Here is a 20,959-nt window from a genome sequence, read left to right as displayed (position 1 = left end):
CCGGGGGGCATCGCCTACGGTTTGCTTCGCTGCACCTCCTCTCGATGTGTTTGGCTGCGCCAAACGGTCGCTGCGCTCCCACCCCCGGATCAATCCCTCCACTCAGCCTTCCGATGTCGCTCGTGGATCAAGATCAAAAGCTTCACCCGAGCTTGCGCTCATCGTGTTGAGTGGTGAAGAGCGGGCTCGATGCGAAAATTTATCGGGTGAACTCAATTCATGTGGCTTGCCAGTGATGGCGGCCTGACAGCCGACCTGGTTCTGGCGGATGACCTCGATTCAAATGTAGGAGCTGCCGAAGGCTGCGATCTTTTGATTTTGCTTTTGTAGGAGTAAAGCTTGCTCGCGATGTCGGCCTGCCAGCCGACCTATGTCTGGCGGGTGAACTCGATTCACATGTAGGAGCTGCCGAAGGCTGCGATCTTTTGATCTTGCTTTTGTAGGAGTAAAGCTTGCTCGCGATGGCGGCCTGCCAGCCGACCTGGTTCTGGCGGATGAACTCGATTCACAAGTAGGAGCTGCCGAAGGCTGCGATCTTTTGATCTGGCTTGTAGGAGCAAAGCTTGCTCGCGAAGGCGGCCTGACAGCCGACCTGTTCTGGCGGTTGGACTGGATTCACATGTAGGAGCTGCCGAAGGCTGCGATCTTTTGATTTTAAAATCCAGATCAACAGATCGCAGCCTTCGGCAGCTCCTACAGGTCGGTGTCAGTTTTGGGTGGGGATTTCGTGGTTATCCAGTGCGCGGTTCACCGCGAGTTCGGCGAGCATGATGATTTGCTGGATCGCCAGAATCGTGCGTCGCTGCGGCAGTTCGATGTAGGCGGCGATGTCGCTGGTCATGAGGCTGGCTTGGGCCAGGGATTCGCAGGCGTGGACCAGCAGGCTTTCGTTGTCCTGATTGGGGGCGACCTGGAACATGGTGCTGGGTTTGTGGAAGCGCAGGGTGAGTGCGTTGGGTTTGAGGTAGTGGTCGAGGGCGCGTTCGGCGGCGTCGTGGAATCTTTTTGAGCCGGGGAATTCGTAGGGGGTGGTGTCGTCCGCTGTGGGCGGATTGGGGGTTGGTTTGATCATGGTGAAGCTCCGAATGATGAGTGGGGCTGTCACTCTCAATCACCGCGACGCGACAAAGGGTGGCAGCTGTACGCAGGTTCGCGGACCGAGCCATTCGGCAATCTCGGCATACCCGAAGGTATCCCGCGCACAGCCACCATCAAACCAAACAACAAGCACCTGAGCGCTCCCGTTTGGGTCGGCGATTATGCATCAAATCGAATGAACTGCTCGGGCCGCGACGCCCGTTCGCTGAATTTGCAGCGACCCTCAGAGCCTATCCACCCCACTTCCGAGGCACAACCGACGCGACTTGTGGGAAAAACTCCGTTCAATCACCAGCATTTGTAGGACGAGCAAATTTCCCACAGCCAACCCATTCCACCCTGTAGGAGCTGCCGAAGGCTGCGATCTTTTGATCTGGCTTTTAAAAATCAAAGTCAACAGATCGCAGCCTTCGGCAGCTCCTACATGGATATGTGGTGCACAAAAAAGGCGATGTCCCTTGCGGGGCATCGCCTTTGTTTTACCGCCGTTAAAGCTTATTCCGGCAGTTTGTAGGCAATGATGTAGTCGCCCATTTTGGTGCCCAGCGAGCCGTGACCGCCGACAACGAGCAGCACGTATTGCTTGCCGTCTTTGCCGGTGTAGGTCATCGGGGTCGCTTGACCACCCGCCGGCAGACGCGATTTCCACAGCTCTTTACCGCTGTTGACGTCGTACGCGCGCAGGTATTGGTCGAGGGTGCCGCTGAGGAAGCCGACGCCGCCAGCCGTGACCATCGAGCCGCCCATGCTAGGCACGCCCAGGGTGAAGCCGATCGGGATTGGCGAGCTGTCGCGGCTGGTGCCGTTTTTGCGTTTCCACACGACTTTGCCGGTGGTCAGGTCGATACCGGCAACGTAGCCCCAGGCCGGGGCCTGGCACGGTACGCCGAGTGGCGACATGAACGGGTGCATGATCACGGCGTATGGCGCGCCAGTGTTCGGTTGCACGCCAGCGGTTTCGCTTTCGCGTTTGCTGCCGGCGGCGACTTGCTCGCGTGGCACCATTTTCGAAACGAAGGCCATGTAGTTCGGGCTGGTGAACAACATTTGGCGAACCGGATCGACCGAAACGCCGCCCCAGTTGAACACGCCGACGTTACCCGGGTAGATCAGGCTGCCCTGTTCCGACGGCGGGGTGTACTGGCCTTCATAACGCAGTTCTTTGAACTGGATGCGGCACAGCATCTGGTCGAACGGGCTCGCGCCCCACATGGCTTTTTCGGTCAGTTCCGGGGCCAGCAGGTTGAGATCCGAACGCGCCTGGGTCGGTGCGGTGTGGTCGCCTTTCACGGCGCCTTGCGGTACCGGGATTTCCTTGATCGGAATGATCGGCGTGCCGTCACGACGGTCGAGGACGTACAGGCTGCCCTGTTTGGTCGGGGCGATCAGCGCCGGTTTCACGCCGTCGGCGGTTTTCATGTCGAGCAGGGTTGGCTGGCTGCCAACGTCCATGTCCCACAGGTCGTGGTGGGTGAACTGGTAGTTCCAGCGCACTTTACCGGTGGCCAGATCCAGAGCAACGATACCGGCGCTGAATTTCTCGGCGCCCGGGGTGCGGTCAGCGCCCCACTGGTCTGGAGTCTGGTTGCCCAGTGGCAGGTAAACCATGCCGAGTTTTTCGTCGACACTGGCCAGCGACCACATGTTCGCCGAGTTGCGGCTGTAGGTTTCGCCCGGTGCCAAAGGCTCGGTGGCGTCTGGCTTGTCGCTGTCCCAGTTCCATACGAGGTGGCCGTCGTGCACGTCGAACGCGCGGATCACGCCCGATGGCTCGTTGGTCGATTCGTTGTCGGTGACGTGACCGCCCATGATCACCAGATCACGAGTAATCGCGGCCGGCGAGGTGGAGTAGTAGCCACCAGCGGTGAACGGGCCGATGCCTTGGGTCAGGTCAACCACACCGTTGGTGCCGAAGCCTTCGCAGATTTTGCCGGTGTCGGCGTTCAAGGCGATCAGGCGGGCATCAGCGGTTGGCAGGTACAGACGACGCGGGCAGGCCTGAGCAACAGCTTTGCCGGCTTCGGAAATCACCGCGGAGGCTGCGTTTTCAGTTTTGGCGTACGCGGCTTCGTCGTAGTACGACACGCCACGGCAGGTCATGTGGGCGAAGCCTTTGAAGCCGACCGGGCTCTTGATCTGCGGGTCGAAGCGCCACAGTTCTTTACCGGTGTCCGGATCCAGGGCCAACACTTTGCTGTGCGCGGTGCAGGCGTAGACCATGCCGTTGGCTTTCAGCGGGGTGTTTTCGTTGGTCAGCTCGACCGGGTCATCGGCAGTTGGCAGGTCGCCGGTCTGGATGCGCCAGGCTTCTTGCAGCTTGCCGACGTTGGCCGGGGTGATCTGTTTCAGCGGCGAATAACGGTCACCGAATTCGGTGCGGCCATAGGCCTGCCAGTCGCCATCGGGCATCGCTGGTGCGGTGCTGGTGGTGTCGGCGGTGTCGCGGCCCAGTTCGCCGAAGGTTTCGCCCGGGTGGGTGAACAGGCTGATCAGCGCGGTGAGGCCGGCCAGAACCACGGCCACGGTCAGACCGCGAGTGCCCATCGGCGCCGGGCCGTCAAGCAGCAGCGGACGACGGAACCACGGCAGCAACATCACGAAGCCGAGGACGAACCACAGGGCCAGACGTGGCACCAGTTGCCACCAGTCCAGACCGACTTCCCACAGCGCCCAAACGGTGCTGGCAAACAGGACGATGGCGTACAGGCCCAGCGCCGCACGACGGCCCAGCAGCAACAGAATGCCGCTCAGCGCAATGCCGATACCGGCCAGCAGGTAGTACAGCGAGCCGCCGAGCATGCTCAGCTTGACCCCACCGGCCAACATGGCCAGGCCCATCAGCAGAAGCAGAATGCCGAGCAGACTCGGTAGCAGACGGCTTCGACTCGAAGCACTTTCGGTGCTCATAGTGTGATTCTCCGTGACGTTTCAAGTAGTCCCGCGCAGTAGTCACTGTAGATGACGATTGAGCGTGGGCATGGTTCAGATAAAAACTTGTCTAGCTAACGAATTTCATCTGTAGGAGTGAGCCTGCTCGCGATAGCGCTGTTTCAGTCACTGGAGATGTCGCCTGAAACACCGCTATCGCGAGCAGGCTCACTCCTACAGGGGATCTGTGTGGTTCTTTAGAACGAGGACTGGATTTTGATCCCGCCGATCAGGGCGTCGTCGACGTCGTTCACGCCACCGGGGTGGCGGATGTATTGCAGGTTCGGACGTATGGTCAGCCAATTTGTTACATGCACGCCGTAATACAACTCGGCGCTGTATTCGGTGTCTTGCGGTGGCAAGAACGCCGGATCGTCATAGTCGTAAACGGCATTGGCCTGATTCGTCGCTTCGGCGTTTTTGCGGTACGCCGGGTTGACGTGCACGCGGGCGAGGGCGAAACCGATGTCATCCTTGGCGCGCGCGTCGAACGGGCCTTTGTAGGTGATGCCGGCCTGCACGTAGTTGTCGATCGCGTTGGTTTTCTTGTCGTGCATTGTGCCGTTGGCGAACACGCTCAAACCGCGACTGTTATCGCTGGCCACGCTGGTGATTTGCTGCTGAATGCCCAGCCACACGCCGTGTTTGCTCGACGCGCTGCGGTAGGCTTCGCCGCTGAGGGCCGCCGGTTGGCCGTTCTGATCTTTATAAGCGTCAGTGGCTTTGGCGTTGCTGTAGTAGTAACCGGCGCGGTATTCGCCCGGCAGGCCGTTGAGCTTCGGCGTCCACACCAGTTCGATCGGCAGGATCGCGCCCTGGGTGCCGCTGCCGCTGAGTTTGAAGCCGTTGCCGCGATCGAGGTTCGACGGGTTCTGCTCGTAGGCACCGACCTGCGCGTACAACTCTGGGGTCAGGTGATATTTGACGCGCAGTGCCCATTGGCTGACCGGCCAGTTGTACCAGATGCCGCCGACCCAGTTGCCGACCTGCGAGCCGCAGAACGCGAGGTTCTGGAAGTCGCACGGGAAGCTGTTGAAGTCTTCGCCTTCGCCGAAACGGCCGACTTTGATGTCGAGTTTCTGATCGAAGAATTTCTGCTGATACCACATCTGCGTCAGGCGCGTGGTCTGGCCACGGCCCCAGACTTCCTGGGCCGAGGTGAAGCCGCCGACGCGCGGATCGTTGATGCGGTCGTTGCTGATGTTGTTGCCGCTGCGTTTGGTGATGGTCAGTTGAAACTCGGCGTCGTCCCAGCCGAGGATCTTTTGCAGATCCAGGTGTGTGCCCAAACCGAACTGATCGCTGTAACGCGCGGTGCGGTCGTGATCGTAGCCGCCGTGCAGATTACTGCCCATTTCGCCGGTGTAATCGAGTTTGAAGTCGTAGCCTTTTTCCGAGAGTTCGGTGCGCGTGCCGTTCCAGTCACCGAGCATGTACGGTGATTCACTGTCGAACGCGGGAGCCGCTTGGACGCAAGTGGCGAGGCCAAGGGCGGTGCAGCCACCGATGGCGCGCAGGGCTGAGATAGCGCTGTCTCGGGAGAAGGAAAAATCGGGCATGAATAAGTCTTTTTTTGGTGTTTTCGGGGTGCAAACTGAGCGCTTCAATATGTCGCAGGCAGTGAAGCGATTCAGCTGAAGGGCGGCAGGATAATGATCTGTAACAAAAAGACAAAGGCCTTTTATAAACATGCATCCTTTCGGATTCGGTAACAGTCCCTGTAGGAGCTGCCGAAGGCTGCGATCTTTTGCCCTTGACCTACATTTGAAGGAAGCCCTTCCACCGAACCACCCCCTCGGCTAAGGTGCGCGGCTTCCGCATTTTTCACTTCGCCCAAAGGCCTGGCATGAACGACCAAACCCCCGATCCGCTGCACGGCGTCACCCTCGAACAGATCCTCAACGCTTTGGTGACTCATTACGAATGGTCGGGGCTGGCCGAGCGCATTGATATTCGCTGCTTCAAAAGCGATCCGAGCATCAAGTCGAGCCTGACGTTCCTGCGCAAAACCCCGTGGGCGCGGGAGAAGGTCGAGCGTCTGTACGTGAAGCTGATGCGCACCAAGCGACCACTCTGAGATGGACGCCGTCTGGCGCCATCGCCTGATCACCTGCGCGGCCGTATTGGGTTGGGCGGGGTTGGCTATTCAGCTGTACCTGATTTTCTTCGCACGCTTAAGCGTCAGCGCCAGTCTGTTGGGCGGGCTGGTGAGCTTTTTCAGTTACTTCACGATATGGACGAATACGCTGGTGGCGACGGTGCTGACCTGCGCCGTGACCGCTCGCGAATCCGCCGCACGCCGTTTGTTTCTAAAGCCGTGGGTGAGCAGTGGGATTGCCGTGAGCATTGTCGTGGTCGGCCTGGCCTACAGCATTTTGCTGCGGCATTTGTGGCACCCGGAAGGTTGGCAGTTTGTTGCCGATGAATTGCTGCACGACGTGATGCCGCTGCTGTTTTTGGGGTATTGGTGGGTGTGCGTACCGAAGGGCACGTTGCGCCTGTGGCATCTGCCGTTGTGGCTGATTTATCCGCTGGTGTACTTCATCTACGCCTTGCTGCGCGGGCATTTGCTCGGCGCGTATGCGTATCCGTTCATTGATGTCGCGGTGTTGGGTTATCCACAGGTGTTCGTCAATGCCGGGGGGATATTGCTGGGGTTTGTGGTGATTGGGTTGCTGGTGATTGGCCTCGACCGATCTCGGCGATGAACGTCAAAAGATCGCAGCCTTCGGCAGCTCCTACATTGGAATGCGTATTTCTGTAGGAGCTGCGGCACGCTGCGATCTTTTGATCTTGTTTTTGAACAATGAACGTCAAAAGATCGCAGCCTTCGGCAGCTCCTACAGGGGATATCACTCTTCTTCGGAACCTTCGGCGCGCCAGTAGCCGACGGCTTTGATCAGTTGTTCATCCAGCCCGTGCTCATCGATCAGGACACGGCGAATCTGCCGTGACACCTTGGTCTCCGTCGCCACCCACGCGTACAGATTGCCCTTCGGCACCTGCAATTGCTTCACGGTGGTCAGCAGGTTGTCCTGGCCGCCTTCACGCAGCACCCAGATCACATTGATCTGCGCCGCGCTCTCGAGCACTTGCTGTTCCGCGCCGTTTTCCACCTCGATCACCACCAGCGCCTTACGATTCGCCGCCAAACCTTCAAGGCGGCGGGCGATGGCGGGCAGGGCGGTTTCGTCGCCGATCAGCAAATAGCTGTCGAAGATGTCCGGCACGATCATCGAGCCACGCGGCCCACCGATGTGCAGGAATTGTCCCGGTGCAGCTTGCTCAGCCCAGGTCGACGCAGGGCCGTCACCGTGCAGCACAAAATCGATGTCCAGTTCCAGTGCATCCAGGTCGTAACGGCGCGGCGTGTAGTCGCGCATCTCTGGCTTCGGCCCATCGTCCTTGCCGGCGCCGAGCACCATGGTTTCCAGCGCGGCGGCCTGCTCGGCGTTCTGCGGGAACAGCAGTTTGACGTGATCGTCCGTGCCCAGGCTGATAAACCCGGCCAGCTCAGGCCCGCCGAGGGTGATGCGGCGCATGCGCGGCGTCAGGTCAACCACGCGCAACACTTCAAGCTTGCGGCGTTTGATTTCGTGCATCACGCGGTGAATGGTTTGGGTATCGACTGCAGTCATTCGGCTTTCTCCGAGGCAGGTTGAACGGCGGGGCCGTCGACGATGGCTTTCGCGGTGTCATTGAGCAGGTCACGCACACGCAGGATTTCTTCCGGGCTCCAGCGCCCGTGGTGCATTTGCAGGGCGTGGCGCAAGTTGTGCACGGCTTCATGGATTTCGGCAGGGCGGTCATGGCCGCGCAGCGAGCGTTTGCTCACATCAATGCGCATGCGCACGCCATCGAGTGCCACGGCTTGTTCGCTTAAAGACAAACGACCGGCCTCGGTGACGCTGTAGCGTTTTTTGCCGCCCTCGGCGTCACCGGCAATCAGGTCGCTTTCTTCGAGGAAGGTCAGGGTCGGGTAGATCACGCCGGGGCTCGGGCTGTAGGCGCCGTCGAACATGCCTTCGATCTGGCGGATCAGGTCGTAGCCGTGGCACGGTTGTTCGGCGATCAGTGCCAGCAACAGCAATTTCAAATCACCGGGGGCGAACACCCGTGGGCCGCGACCGCCGCGTTCGCGACCGGGGCGTTTTTCGAAGCCGTCACGGCCGTCGCCATGTTCGCGGTGGGGGGAATGATGGTCTCTCATTTCAGTCTTCTCTCGTCGTGTTTAGATACAACTTAAGATATATCTTATGGCGTAATCAAGCTGAAATGACCAACGGTCGTGCGGGTTTGCACGAGCTCGCAGAAGGCGCAAGGGGCACCTGAGCAGGATTTTTGCGCCGCGCCGGTAACAATAAATGCCTATACAACGTTCGCTTAGTTTGATTAATTACTCTAAAGCATCGATCACCTCCTTATTTTGTTATGCGTGTAGTTTGGTTCTTACAGAAGTTGCATAGCGTGCCACTTTTTCATTTTGTCCTGATGTAGTACCGGTCTTACAGTTGCTCAGGTGTTTTTCTTGAAAGTTGCTGTTTTTCTTTCAAGTCAAATAGCACTTGGGCTACGCGTGCGTCAGAAACGCCCTGCTTATTTCGTGTTGGGAATAGCGGAATATTCCCCGGCGTTGAACGTCCACTTTCTTACATGTCTGAGCCCAGCTGGCTTTGTTATTCAGACCTGTAATGAGGTGCAGGACTTCAGCCAACTCCCACAACGAAATGACAGGAAGTTAATCATGCTCAAGCAACTTGCAATCGCTACTCCTCTGGCCATGCTGACACTGGGTGCTTCGGTGGCCTTTGCGGCTGAAGAATCGCGCACCGCCATCAATATCGTCGCGGACATTCCGAGCAAGGTGTTCCATGCACAGCCGGTCGATCCGAACTTCGGTAAAAACGAAGAAATGCGCTACATCATTGGCTCCGGAACATTGTCCGCGGTGCGCGGCACCTATGACATCCAGCACACTCAGGGCTCGGTAGGGGCTTACGTTGAAGGCGGGCCGCAGCCGCTGTTCAACGGTGCCAACACCATCGCTCTGGCCTACACCTTCAACGGTAAAACCCTGACCGGTGCCTCTCAAGAAGTAGTGGGTGACACCGAATCTAACGGCGGCATGCGTGCCGACCTGGTGATCACCGCGGCCAAACCGGCCGAGGGCCAATCCGGTCTTTACACCGCCGCCCCGGTCGTGATGTTCGACGCCATTCCGCGCGTTACGCCTTAACGCGCTGTCGGTCATTGCCAGTTTTGGCAATGGGTTCGTCCGGTCGAACGCTAACAATAGTGATCGACCGGCGTTTGGCCAATCAAACATAAAGAGTAACTAAGTTCATGTTTCCGATGACACCCATCGCGGCAGCGCTTGCACTTTTTTTATGTGCCAATGCCTTGGCTGCGCCTACGGATGACCGTCATACGCCACGTAACTTGCTGGCGCAGGCAAAAGGGTTGCCGAGTGAATTCGAAGAGCACTTCTTTGATGTCCCACTGGCGGTGCGTGTGGAGTTGGATCAACAGTTTCTGGGTGAGGCGATGATTGTTCTGTCACGCGATGATCGCCTCACCCTGCTTGAGTTCACCGAGAGTATCGACAGCAACTTCAGCGCCACTGAACGTGATGTCTGGGCTGACTATTTAGGCCGTGGCGTTGCTTTGGGTGCCTGTCAGGGCAGTTGCCCGGCGCAGATGCTCGCCGTGCACTACAACCTGGAAAACTCTCTGGTGTCGATCGTCACCGAGAATGCTGAGCGTGACAGCCAGGCGCCGCGCTATTACCTGCAACCGAAATCCGGCAGCACCGGGTTGATCGTGCGTAACCAGCTCAACCTCAACGGCGGTCAGGATCAGGATCTTGGTGGTCGTTACGGTCTGGTCACCAGCAGCAGCCTCGGCAACTGGACACAAAGCCTGAACGTACAAATGGCCCGTCTGGGCGGTTCGGACGAGCAGATGTATCACGCCGTGCAAGAGCTCTACAGCCAGAAAGAGCTGCAGGGCAGTTTTGTTCGCCTGGGCTATTTCATGCCCGATTCCGAAGGCCTGACTCGCCAGCCACGTTCGTTCGGTGTCAGCCCGGACACGGCGGTGGGCGCCATGTACGGCAGCTCCGACAGCCTCGCGATCGACAATCCGAAACCCAGCGTTTATCCGCTCTACGTCACCGCGAACCGCCAGGCTTCGGTGGAGATTTATCGCAATGGCTTGTTGATCAACACACAACCGGTCGACGCCGGTCTGCAAACCCTCGACACCCGACCATTACCCGGCGGCATTTATGAAGTTGAAGTGCGCCTGATCGAAGACGGTCAGATCACCTCCACCACGTCCGAGCTGATCTACAAACCGAACAACTGGCGCAATCATGACGAGCGCTGGCGCTACAACGTGTTCGCCGGGCGCGAGAGCAAATTGTGGAGCAACTGGGACGATCAGGCGTCCGGCGGCATGACCGCTGGCGCAGCGTTCAACTACTTGCTGCATCCACAGGTCATCGTCGGATTTTCCGGGCGGCAGATCAGCGAAAAACTGCAGTACGGCACATCGATCGACTGGACGCTGGCCAACAACACCAGTGTGTTCGGCAATGTTTACCAAACCGAAGACCACGGCACCGGCCTCGATCTGCAAGGCATGTATAGCTACGGCTCGGGCAGTATTTTCCTGACCCACAACCGCAGCTGGCTCGACACCACCAACACCTACGAAACCCTGCCCGACGGCACGCGAGTACGGCAGCGCAACGTGTTCATCGGCCAGACCAGCAACTCGGCGCTGTCGGTCAATCATCGGGTCAGCAACAAAAGTTCGATCAACGCACGGGTCTCGCACAGCGACGGCAATATCGAAGGTGTCGGTCTCGATCTCGGCTGGACGCAGCGCGGCGAATTGTTTGGCAGCGATGCCAACTGGCGATTTTCGGTGTTCGATCGTCCGGGCAGTTTCAGCAGCGGCGATGCGCGCAATCGCGGGGTCGACCTGAGTGTCAGCCTGGCGCTGGGCGGGCCGGGCGAGCAGATTTCCGGCAGCCTCGGTTCGCGAACTTCGCGCGATGGCGGGCGTGACAACAATGCCTCCGTCACCTATCGCAAAAACTTGCAGGATCACTTGTTGCAGAGCGTCTCGGCCACGGCGATCACCGACACTTACGGTCTGGGGCTTTCCGGGACTGGCAGCTTTCAGAGCGACGCAGTCAACGGCGACGGCTTCATTCAGCGCTCTTCGTATAACAACAATTTTTCCGGTGGTTTGAACCTCGACAGCACCGTGGCGCTGAGTGGCCAATACATCGCCATGACCAGCCAACACGATCGAGGTGGCGCCGGGATGATCGTTGATGTCGAGTCTGATCTGGACGACATCGCCCTGCGCGCCGATGACTTGAGCGGCGGCAGCGCCAACCTGCGGCCGGGGCGCAACTTCATCCCGATCACCGCTTACAAAAACGGCACGGTGAGCTTCGATTTCGAAGGCAACGACGTCCCGGCTGCGGCGATTCAACCGGCACGCACGAGTTACCACTTGAACAAGGGCGGCGTGGACTATCGAAAAATCCGCGTGATGAAAACCCTGACGGTGCTTGGCCGCTTGATCGATCCCAAAGGCCAGCCGCTCAAGGGCCACCACATCATCAACCACGCCAGCCGTGGCGTGAGTGAAGTCGACGGGTTCTTCTCGATGGAAATGAACGCCGGCGCGCCGACCCTGGAGGTGCGTCAGGGCGATCAATTGCTCTGCCGGTTCCGTTTGAACACCGATGCCGCCCGGGTGGAAAACAACGTGCTGATGATTGGTGATCTGCGCTGCACGCCGGATACGTTGGCGGACAACGCTATTGCTCTTGAAACCGCAGGTTGATCAGGGAGTGTTGAACGTGCGAATACTTGTGAAAGCCAAACGCGTGGCAGCCCATTTGATGTGCCTTGGAATGTTGCTGACGACTTCGCCAATCTCAGAGGCGATCAGCAAAAACATCACCGCAGACTTTAAAGTCGACCCTGCCAAGCCTAACCAGAACATCTTCGTCAATACCACACCGCAGGAAGGCTACTGCGTCAGGTATCCCACCAACTGCATCGCAAACAAAACGTTCAGTCTGCAATTGCCGATCAAGTTTTCTTCCGTTGCCGCCATAGAAGCCAATCACAGCGACCAGCGCCAAGGCGCGATGTTCAAAGTCCCTGCGGATTGGCGTGCGGTGGAGGTGATCAACAAAAAGAACAATCAGCGCGAAACGGTCGAGGTGCGTATCTCCGGCATTGGCGTGCTGTGGATGACTAATGAACGCGTGGATGTCCTGACCGGGATCGAGAATGGTGACTGGGCACAAGGCCATCGAGTGTTGTGGACAGGGAGTAGTTGGCAAAACCCGCCTCTTGGCTGCGGATATAGCGGCTCGGCCGATTGGGGGCCAAAGCACTACGCGTCGTTTTGGACAGTGCCCAGCGATATCGTTTGTGCAAAGCAGGCCAGGTTCCGTATTCCTGCCTTCAGTTACGACTATGTCGATTTTGCCTACGAACTTCGCACACCCAACCCGTTGGGTATGTCCGATGGCGATTATGAAGGGCAGATCACCTACCGCATCGGCCCGAACATGGATTTCGACATGGGCGACATCATGGTCAGCACGGAATCGGAAGTGACGCTGGAGCTGAAACTGAATGTGCAACACACCCTCAAAGTGACAATTCCCCCGGGCGGCAACACAGTTGAATTACTGCCTGCAGGTGGCTGGCAGCAATGGCTCAGCCAGGGCCGTAAGCCGACCCGTTTGTTTCGTGACCAGACCTTCAATATTTCAACGTCATCGCGCTTCCGAATGTGGCTTGAGTGCCCTGACTCCGGTGATAACGCCTGCCATATTCGCGATCCCGTGTCCGGTCATTCAGTGCCGGTGAGTGTCAGCGTGAGTTTGCCGTACGGGCTGGTGGATGAGGCTGAACGCCCGGTCAATCGGCGTCCCTTGCACCTTGAAGGCAGTAACGCCGACATCTTTCAGCCGGGTTTCTATCTGGATCGCCGGGCCGGCACCTTGCACTTCGAAATTGCTGCCAGTCACGTCGCGCAAATGCTTGAGACGGATCAGGCGCGGGATTACTCCGGCACGGTGACGGTGGTCTGGGATTCAGAGGTTTAATCCGTTCATTCGCTGTTACAGCCTGTTGCGGCTGTGTTGCACCTACAGAGGCAGATCTAAATGAAACGTTTATTGGCCGTTGGTTTTTTGTTGTTTGCACACATCGCTGTGGCCGGGCCGCAGATCAACGTCGGCGTGGTCTACGACTATCTGGATGCTGACAAGAGCACTTATCTGAAGCGTGTGTTCAACGGTGGTGACAGCACCGCGTTCATCAAAATCAACATCCTCGAAATGCTCTTTGACGAGCAAGGCAATGCCCGGGAGATACCGCTGCAGACTCAGGCGGGTGCCACTGCCCGAGATGGGTTGATGGCCAGCCCTGCACGGCTGATTGTGCCGGCCAACGGCACTCAAGGCACGCGCTTGTTGTACATGGGCGCGCGCGATCAGGAGCGTTATTTCCGCGTCCGTTTTGTGCCGGTGGTGCCTGAAGCCGCCGACGAATTTGCGCTCACGGATGAAGAGCAGGCCGACTACAAAAAAGACTTTGCCGCTGGCGTAACGGTGCTGGCCGGTTACGGCACGGTGTTCTTTGTCCGCCCTAAAAACACCCGGTTCGACAGCGTGGTTGATGACGGCAACGGCCAATATCAAATCCGCAATAACGGCAACAGCGTGGTGGTTATCGACGAGTTCAAGGACTGTGTCGTGGGCAATGAACAGGACTGCCAGCCGACCACCAAACACCACATTCTCGCCGGTCGCACGTTCCGCTTCGACAAGCAGGCGGGGCGCCAATACCGCTTCACCGTGATCGAAGGCGCGGCGAAAAAGAAAGTGGAAGTGAAGGGTTAGGGACAAGGCCGATCGAATGGCAGAGGATCAATCATGAACAGGCGAAAGATTGCGCTGGTGACGCTGAGCGGCTTATGGCTGATGTGCACTTGCGCCCATGCAGCACGCGAAGCGTATGAGTTTGATGTATCGGTGAGCATCCCCACTTCCAGATTCCATGTGCTGCCGGCCGATCCCGGATGGATCAGCCGGGAGCAGCGGTTACCGTGGAGTCTGCTCAATTCGACGCTCGGTGGGTTGCGCAAGGATTTTGATGTGAAGAACGAGGGGGGCGCGATCGAGGCACGTCTGGACGGTCTGGCGTATCTGTCCAGCGGCGAGTCCGGCCACGAGATCGAATTGCAGGTGGTGTTCAACGGCAGAGAATTGAAGGTGGGCGAGGCGGTTGAAGTGGTGTCCGCGGCGGACGGTCGGCAGGGTCGCCGGGTGTTGCTGGAAATCACTCCGCAGCCCCCCGGAGATGGCGTCTACAAACCGGGTAAATACTTCGGCAACGTCAACATGATGTTCAACGCGATGTTGCCGGGTGCTTGATGACCGGTTACCGGGAATGAAGGGTGAGGGATCATGATCAATCTATATCGAGGTTTGACCGTCATGCTGATGGCGGGTCTCGCGACTTTGCCGGCATCCGCGGCCGTCAAAGAAATTGAAGCGTTGTTTCGGCCTGACTCGGCCAATCCGCAAAGCAACGAGTTCATCAACCAGACGCCTTCAGAGGGCTTTTGTCTTCAGTTGCCCAATCAGTGCAAACCCGAGGGTCTGTTCAGTTTGGTCGCGCCCATTGTTTTTAATGCCAAAGAGCCCATCCGGGCTTTTCACACTGATCCACGTCAGGGAGGGATGGCCAAGGTACCTTCCCATTGGCAGCGGATCGTGGTTACCCACGAGTCCGGGGATACGGACGTGCTTGAAGTACGCATTGCCGGCATTGGGCATGAGGCAGGCCTGTTCGAACCTGTCACTGACATTGTGGAGAAGCAGGCGGGTACCGACTTTTCGCTGGCATGGAGCATTTTGTGGACGGGCGGGTCTTGGCGGGAAGCACCGGCTCCGTGTTTGGGTGTGGGCAGTGCGACAGCGGGACCGTACGGCTACAACAGTTTCTGGAAGGTTCCGGTGAACGCCGGAGTGTGCGCCAAACAGGCGCGATTTCTGATCCCTGCGTTTTATTTTCGCTACTTCGTTTACGGCTATCAACTGCGTACGCCTAACCCGCTGGCCATGAAGTCCGGTCGGTATCACGGCAGCATCGAATACACGGTGGGGCCGGGAATGGATTTCGATATGGGCGATCTGATGATTCCCAATGACAATCTGCTTCAGCTGAACTTCACCCTGACGGTGGAGCACATGCTCAAGGTCGAAATTCCCCCGGGGGGCAACAAAGTTGAATTGACGCCTGAAGGTGGCTGGCAGGCCTGGCTCAATCAGGGACGCAGGCCAACACGATTGTTCCGCGATCAGACCTTTAATCTCTGGACCAGCTCGCAATTCAAAATGCAGATGCAATGTCAGTACACCGTCGGTGATACCTGTGGAATAAGAGAGTCGGGTGGCGTTGTCGTGCCATTGCAGGTGGCGGTGACATTGCCCTCCGGCCTGACCTCGGCCGGCGGTCGCCCTGTGGTTCGACAACCGTTGCGGGTAAGCGGTGAGGGTACCGGACTGTTTGAGCCGGGTATCTACATCGATCGCAAACCGGGTGTATTGCACTTTGGTGTCGATCAGGTTGATGTCGAGCGCATGTTGTCCAGTGGGGCTTCGACTTACAAAGGCATTGTCACGGTTATCTGGGATTCAGAAGTCGGTTGAGTTTGCGTAACCGATTGCGAGCGCGCCCTTGCTCGAAATCGGTTCGCTTTGGGGTCAGAGCCCGGCTGTTTTCAACGCATCGCGGGTCTGCTGGCGGCTGAGTTGCTGTTCCTGATCACCGAGGTCATTGATCAGTCGTTCGTACATCGAATCGGCCATGGGTTGTCGTGTCAGCACTTGCTCTTTGGGCACCCGGAGAATTTTCGCCAGCTCCTTGATCTTTTCACGTAGCGCGGCTTTTTCCAGGTAGGTCGAATTGGCACTGGCCCATTCGTCCTGCGCGGTGCGCAGGTCGTCGAGTTGCGAGGCTTTCTCCTCGAAGCGCGCTTTGTTGGCGTAGTAGCTTTCGGGGTAGGTTTCGCGCAAATAGTTCGTCCAGAACGGTTGCTCGAGCATGCGATTGATCAAACCATCGCCAGCCTCCATCGCGATCACCGTCTCGAATGCCGAATCAATCTTTATCTGATCTACGCCAGCAGTGATGCGAAACAGCATGTTCTGCGATTGCCAAGGCAAGTCGAGGCGCCGGGCCAGCCCGGTTTGATACGCCAGGTACACCTCGACCACATCCGGATTACCGCCCCGGCTCTGAATATCGGCCTGGGCTATGTCATCAACTTGTTCCAGACGTGCCGCACCTCGGGCCAATGTCACCAGTTTTTGCTCAAGCACCTCTCTGGAGGTTGATAAAAGCCGGGCTTCGGCGGCCATCACCTTGATGCCCATTTGATTGAATACCTGCGCACCGGCATCCCGACAATTGACCGGTGAGGTGGCCATGTCGAACAAGTCCTGACGCAGATCCTTGTCGATGTCGATAGCGTGGATCATCCGCCAGACACGATCACTTAATTGCTCCAGCGCTGAACCGCCAGCCCGGTAATCGGCCGATTGGGTAAGGTCGTTAATGATTTTAAAGAAGCCTCTGGAGTTGGGTTCCGAGGCCAGATCCGGCCAGGCTTCGGGGCGGTAAATGCCCAGCCCGGGTATGCGGGTAAACAGTGCTTCGGTTTTTAGCGGCCAACGCCTGAGCATGTCGGTGGTGGTCGCTGACGCAATGTGCTCGGGAATCAGCCCGACCGAAGTGCGGTACTGTTCGTACAGCAAGCGATTGATGTCAGACAGTTCGTTGGCCATCAGACGGGTGCGCGCGACGATGTAAGCATTATTGGAACCCGGCGCCACTTGCGGAATGTCCTCGATCGGGTTTCCCAGCATGTCGAGGAAAAATAGTCGGGGCCGGTGCTTTTCGAAGAGACCCTTGGGCCAGGTTGTCAGGCCGGTATCGTTCAGCGACAAAACACTCAGGCGTGGCATCCGACCGACATCGGGTGTCAGGCCCAGTGGATTTTCGTCCAGACGCAGGGTTTGCAGGCGGGTGAGGTTTCTCAGTTGCTCCGCGGATTGGGGCGTCAATTTGATGCGGTTACCGGACAGGCGCAGATTCTCCAGTTGGCGCATTTTGCCAATGCTGGTCGGCAGGCTTTTCAGCTCACAGTTGCGCGCGCTGAGTTCGCGCAGGTGAGAGAAGTCCTTGAGCAGCCCAGTCGGCCCCTCGACCAGCGGCACGTTATCGAGCGAGAGGCTGGTGATCTGCTCGAGATACGGTTTGATGTCGGGAAGTTTTTTCCACCAGTGCTCAAGATTGTAGCGGCGCAACTCCGATGAAAGATCGAGTCTGTAACCGGCTGATGGTCCGACGCTGCGCTCGCCAAATACCACGGATTTGCGCTCGAAGCAGGCTATCAGTCGCTCGGAAAGATGCGCGCCACCGTCCAGCATGAACGCCAGGTTATGCGTGCCGCCATTCCCGGCATTGAAGTTGACGACTTCTTCAAAACGCCAGGTGTCGAGGATGATCCGTAATGTGTCGAGGTCATGTTCAATTCGACGGATGCCAGCCTCGGCGTCACCCTGCGCCGTCAGTGACTGGGCGAATCCTTGCACCTCGGATTCATTTAAATGTGGGTAAATATCCTGAATGCGTTGCTGTAGGGTTTCGCCGACTCTGGAATAGCCAGGGCCACCGAGCAGCACCAGGGTTTCTCTGGGTACAACGGAGCTGACCGGAGGCTCGACCAGAAGTGTGCGACGGACGTTGGCAGGTTCGGTTTTGGCCATGACCCACTGTTTGAATCCTGCCGCGTCGTTGAGCCGGTAACCCAGAATCTGACGTTGTTGCGTGGGCAGGGCCGCGAGAATTGACTCAAACAGATCAGTGCTGCTTTCTTGCAGAGGCTGCCCCTGATTGTCATGGGCCCGGTACTGAAAGTCTTCGTCCTTGATCAGCGTACGAACCGTGGTGGCGTCTTCGGCCCCTGCGCTGCAACTCAACTCGCCATCCAGCGACAGTTGGCGAACGTCGATACGCAGTTCAGCCAGTACATCGCTGTTGATGCGCAGGGCATTGAGCGCCAGACGCTCGGTATCGGCGGTCGCCAGCCAGTCGTGATGGAAACCCTGCCAGGCATGGGTTGTGCGGGTTTCGAATTGCAGTTCTCGGGCGAGATGTTTCAGCCGCAGAGGCAGATGCTGATGTTCACTCATCAAGTCCAGTTCGGCTGGCGTTGCGTCGCCCAGCAGAGTATCGACCATCGTCACCGGCAATTCCGGGAAGGCCTGCTTGACCAGTTGTCGGGTGGGGCTGAGGGGCGTTTGGTCGAATTCGTAGCGTTGATTGAACAGTTCGTTGCGCAGGCCTTTCGCGGTGTTGGCAATGTGCGCTTGCAACTGCGCTTCACTTTCGACAGTGATCGGTGTGCCGTTGGCTTCCAGCGTTTGCATGACGTTGTGCAAACCCTGACCGCCGGCAATCTGCTGGTCGCTCAACTGCACCACCAGTTTTTTACCGCGAGCGACTTTCGCCGCCGCTGACTGCCAGAGCGTGTTGCCTCGCCCGTCACTCACGCGTAACGGCACTTCGACTGGCCATAGACCTTGCGCCTCGATAATTTGCAGTTGGCTGGCCGGGTCTCGCCGAGCCTGCGCCTGCGGTAACGGATCATCGCTGGTGACGTTGTCGATGAAGGTCTGCACATCGCGTTCGATATTGAACCGATGCACCGTGTCCGCGAGCAGCGGCGGTAGCCCGGCATTGTCGTGATACATGCGACGCAAAACGTCGGGCGACGTGCCACTGGTTTTTCGGATCAGTTCCAGTTGCTGCGGCTCGCTCCAGGGTTCAACTGTATGGCCTAACCTGCGCATCAGGGTCGCGTTGTCCCAATTTCGCGGCGTTTCACCTTCCAGCACAAAACTGCCGGCGCCGTTGTGTTTGACCGGTATTGCAAAAGCATCCGGCCGTGAGGGATGCCGCACTATCAACTCCCCGGTCGGGGATTGTTTTGAAAGCTCGTAATGGTGCTCATCGACGCGCAGCAGGGTTTTATCCTGATGCTGATACAAGCCTTGGCTATCGCGCGGGATGTCTTGCGCCAACTTGCCCTTGAATCGGTAAGGCTCGAGATCCGGTTTCCACAGTTTTATTTTGCCGCTCGGCAACCGTATTGCTTTCAGATTCTCGATGAAGGGAGAAACGGTGAAGTGAAAAACCGGCGCCAGAGCGATGCTGGTGGCGAGATTCTCGATGACATCCGTCAGGTGTGCCCAGCCCGCCTCGCGGTCTCCTTCACTCAACTCCACAGCACCTTCGAGTACTTCGTAGAGCATTTGACCGACGGTTGCGACCAGCATCAGTTCGCCCAAACCGGGCAGAACCAGTGCGAAAGCACCCAAGGCAATGAAACCGATGTTGAGGTAATTGGCCCAGCGCTCGGCTCTGGCCTTGGCATCTTCATCGGCGTTGGGTACGGCGACGGTTCGGGCGTCGTTGATCAACTTGTTCAGTGTGGCTTCGTGAAGCTCTGGCCACAGTTCGAAGTCTTCCCATAAACCTTTGCCGGGCAAATTGCAGTCGATGACATCGAAGTTGGGTGCTTCCAGCGGATCCTGACGAGTCCCGACTTCACGCGGTGGTGGAATGTCGAGATGGAACATCAACCGTTCGCCCAACTGTACCAGTTCATGATGGCGCCATTTCTCCACAAAGGTTTTTGGCGGACCATCGCTGATGGTTTCGGTAAAGCGTTTGAAGTAATAGGGCTTGTCTTTCTGCGCAACAAATCGGCTGAAGAACATTTGATAAGCGCTCGGCTTGCTTGCGTCAGGGCCGATATCACCCGAGGGGCGAGCGCTCAGCTGGCGAGTCAGCTCCTGCTCGAACGCCTGAAAGTTGGCGTAACGTTTAATCGGGTGTTCCGGATCGTCCGGGATCCAGGCGATCAGTGATCCGGTGCTGTAGCGATGGAACTCGCTGGGAATGAACAACACGCAATCAGTCAGCCGCAGCCCCATGATGCTTAAACCGCGCATACGCACTTGTTTGTTGCCGTCCATGATGACGCTGTCGCCTCTGACGACTTTCATCAGTTGATCGTATTCGGCCTTGCCGATGTCTTTTTTGATCAGCGCCAGAAGGGCTGCGGCGTGCAACGATTGCTTGTAGTAAGCACCGTTGATCTGGCGCAACAGGTTCTCGACGAGACGGTTGCCGGGCGGGCGGAGGAAGTCTTTCAGGTAGTTTTGATACTGTTCGCCGATGTTCAGACGCCGGCACAGGCGGGCAAAAGTGTCGACGCTGACCGCTGTGTTGATCGTTTCGAAATGACCGTCGGCGTCCGGTCTGCTGATGAAGCAGGAGCTCTCCTTGTAGAAGCCTGGCCGGGTTTCCTCGTATTCAAAGTTATGCAGAGCCGCTTGTAGCAGTGACAGGGTCTTGACCGCCATTCCACCACTCTTGATACCAAAAATACCGAGGCTTTTAGGCGCGTAGAGCCGTATCCAGGTGGCGTCAGCGTCGAAACTCGCATCGAGCTTGTGCAGCTCTGGCTCGAGTAGTTTTTTCGCAAATGTGTCAATGTCCTGGATCTTGTCGAACAGGGCATCCCGCTCGTTTTGTCGAAGATGCAGCGCTTCGGTGACGGCTTTCAAATCGTCTTTTTGATGACTCGTAGCCTTGGTAAACCAATTCGGCAGCACCGACGGGGTTTCGCGCAGCTCGGCGCGGCGTTTTGCCGAGGCCTTGATCAGCACGTGGGGAATGGCCTTTTTCAAGGTCTCGAAGTGAATACCCTGTGCTCCGGAGTCAGACATGCGCAAAATCCTTTTGGCGTA

14 protein-coding genes are annotated in these 20,959 nt (G+C 57.8%); 8 read left to right on the top strand and 6 right to left on the bottom strand.

Going from position 1 to position 20,959, the window contains the following annotated elements; translation table 11 throughout:
- Positions 1-706 precede the first annotated feature (706 nt).
- From AD669_RS21620 to AD669_RS21610, 3 genes are all read right to left on the bottom strand, one after another.
- Positions 707-1,072, bottom strand: coding sequence for a DUF6124 family protein (locus AD669_RS21620; protein ID WP_053123487.1), 366 nt, complete (start codon positions 1,070-1,072; stop codon positions 707-709).
- 521 nt (positions 1,073-1,593) lie between these two features.
- The gene (locus AD669_RS21615) at positions 1,594-4,005 is read right to left on the bottom strand and encodes a glucose/quinate/shikimate family membrane-bound PQQ-dependent dehydrogenase (RefSeq protein WP_053123485.1); all 2,412 of its coding nucleotides are present in this window, start codon (positions 4,003-4,005) and stop codon (positions 1,594-1,596) included.
- A gap of 218 nt (positions 4,006-4,223) precedes the next feature.
- On the bottom strand, positions 4,224-5,585 hold the full coding sequence (locus AD669_RS21610) for a carbohydrate porin (RefSeq protein ID WP_053123482.1): 1,362 nt from the start codon (positions 5,583-5,585) through the stop codon (positions 4,224-4,226).
- A gap of 287 nt (positions 5,586-5,872) precedes the next feature.
- Between AD669_RS21610 and AD669_RS21605 the strand changes: the two genes are divergently transcribed.
- A complete protein-coding gene (locus tag AD669_RS21605) occupies positions 5,873-6,103 on the top strand; it encodes a VF530 family DNA-binding protein (protein ID WP_008088485.1) in 231 nt (76 codons plus the stop codon).
- A 1-nt stretch (position 6,104) separates the two neighbouring features.
- Positions 6,105-6,734 carry a Pr6Pr family membrane protein gene (locus tag AD669_RS21600; protein WP_053123480.1) on the top strand — a complete coding sequence of 210 codons (630 nt, stop codon included), beginning with the start codon at positions 6,105-6,107 and terminating at the stop codon, positions 6,732-6,734.
- 144 nt (positions 6,735-6,878) lie between these two features.
- Here the strand turns inward: AD669_RS21600 and AD669_RS21595 are convergent, their stop codons facing one another.
- Positions 6,879-7,664 carry a siderophore-interacting protein gene (locus AD669_RS21595; protein WP_053123478.1) on the bottom strand — a complete coding sequence of 262 codons (786 nt, stop codon included), beginning with the start codon at positions 7,662-7,664 and terminating at the stop codon, positions 6,879-6,881.
- On the bottom strand, positions 7,661-8,236 hold the full coding sequence (locus tag AD669_RS21590; RefSeq protein WP_053123477.1) for a PadR family transcriptional regulator: 576 nt from the start codon (positions 8,234-8,236) through the stop codon (positions 7,661-7,663). The genes AD669_RS21595 and AD669_RS21590 overlap by 4 nt, the downstream gene beginning before the upstream one ends.
- Positions 8,237-8,770: 534 nt before the next feature.
- On the opposite strand from AD669_RS21590, the gene AD669_RS21585 reads away from it, so the two are divergent.
- The 6 genes from AD669_RS21585 to AD669_RS21560 all read left to right on the top strand — a co-directional run bounded on the left by AD669_RS21585 (position 8,771) and on the right by AD669_RS21560 (position 15,787).
- A complete protein-coding gene (locus AD669_RS21585; RefSeq protein ID WP_053123475.1) occupies positions 8,771-9,262 on the top strand; it encodes a CS1 type fimbrial major subunit in 492 nt (163 codons plus the stop codon).
- Between the two features lie 107 nt (positions 9,263-9,369).
- On the top strand, positions 9,370-11,892 hold the full coding sequence (locus AD669_RS21580; RefSeq protein ID WP_053123473.1) for a CS1-pili formation C-terminal domain-containing protein: 2,523 nt from the start codon (positions 9,370-9,372) through the stop codon (positions 11,890-11,892).
- A gap of 28 nt (positions 11,893-11,920) precedes the next feature.
- Entirely contained in the window at positions 11,921-13,174 is a 1,254-nt protein-coding gene (locus tag AD669_RS21575) for a hypothetical protein (protein WP_256218909.1), read from the top strand.
- A 60-nt stretch (positions 13,175-13,234) separates the two neighbouring features.
- A complete protein-coding gene (locus AD669_RS21570) occupies positions 13,235-13,972 on the top strand; it encodes a pilus assembly protein (RefSeq protein ID WP_053123471.1) in 738 nt (245 codons plus the stop codon).
- Positions 13,973-14,005: 33 nt separating this feature from the next.
- Positions 14,006-14,506 (top strand): CS1 type fimbrial major subunit, encoded by a 501-nt coding sequence (locus tag AD669_RS21565; RefSeq protein ID WP_053123469.1) that lies wholly within the window; start codon positions 14,006-14,008, stop codon positions 14,504-14,506.
- Between the two features lie 33 nt (positions 14,507-14,539).
- The gene (locus tag AD669_RS21560) at positions 14,540-15,787 is read left to right on the top strand and encodes a hypothetical protein (RefSeq protein ID WP_053123467.1); all 1,248 of its coding nucleotides are present in this window, start codon (positions 14,540-14,542) and stop codon (positions 15,785-15,787) included.
- A gap of 54 nt (positions 15,788-15,841) precedes the next feature.
- On the opposite strand, the gene AD669_RS21555 is transcribed toward AD669_RS21560, so the two are convergent.
- A complete protein-coding gene (locus tag AD669_RS21555; RefSeq protein WP_053123465.1) occupies positions 15,842-20,938 on the bottom strand; it encodes an NEL-type E3 ubiquitin ligase domain-containing protein in 5,097 nt (1,698 codons plus the stop codon).
- Positions 20,939-20,959: the final 21 nt, after the last annotated feature.

This window comes from Pseudomonas sp. P1.31 (genome assembly GCF_001269815.1).
GTDB classification, from domain to species: Bacteria; Pseudomonadota; Gammaproteobacteria; order Pseudomonadales; family Pseudomonadaceae; genus Aquipseudomonas; species Aquipseudomonas rustica.
This window is presented reverse-complemented; position numbering and strand designations above follow the sequence as displayed.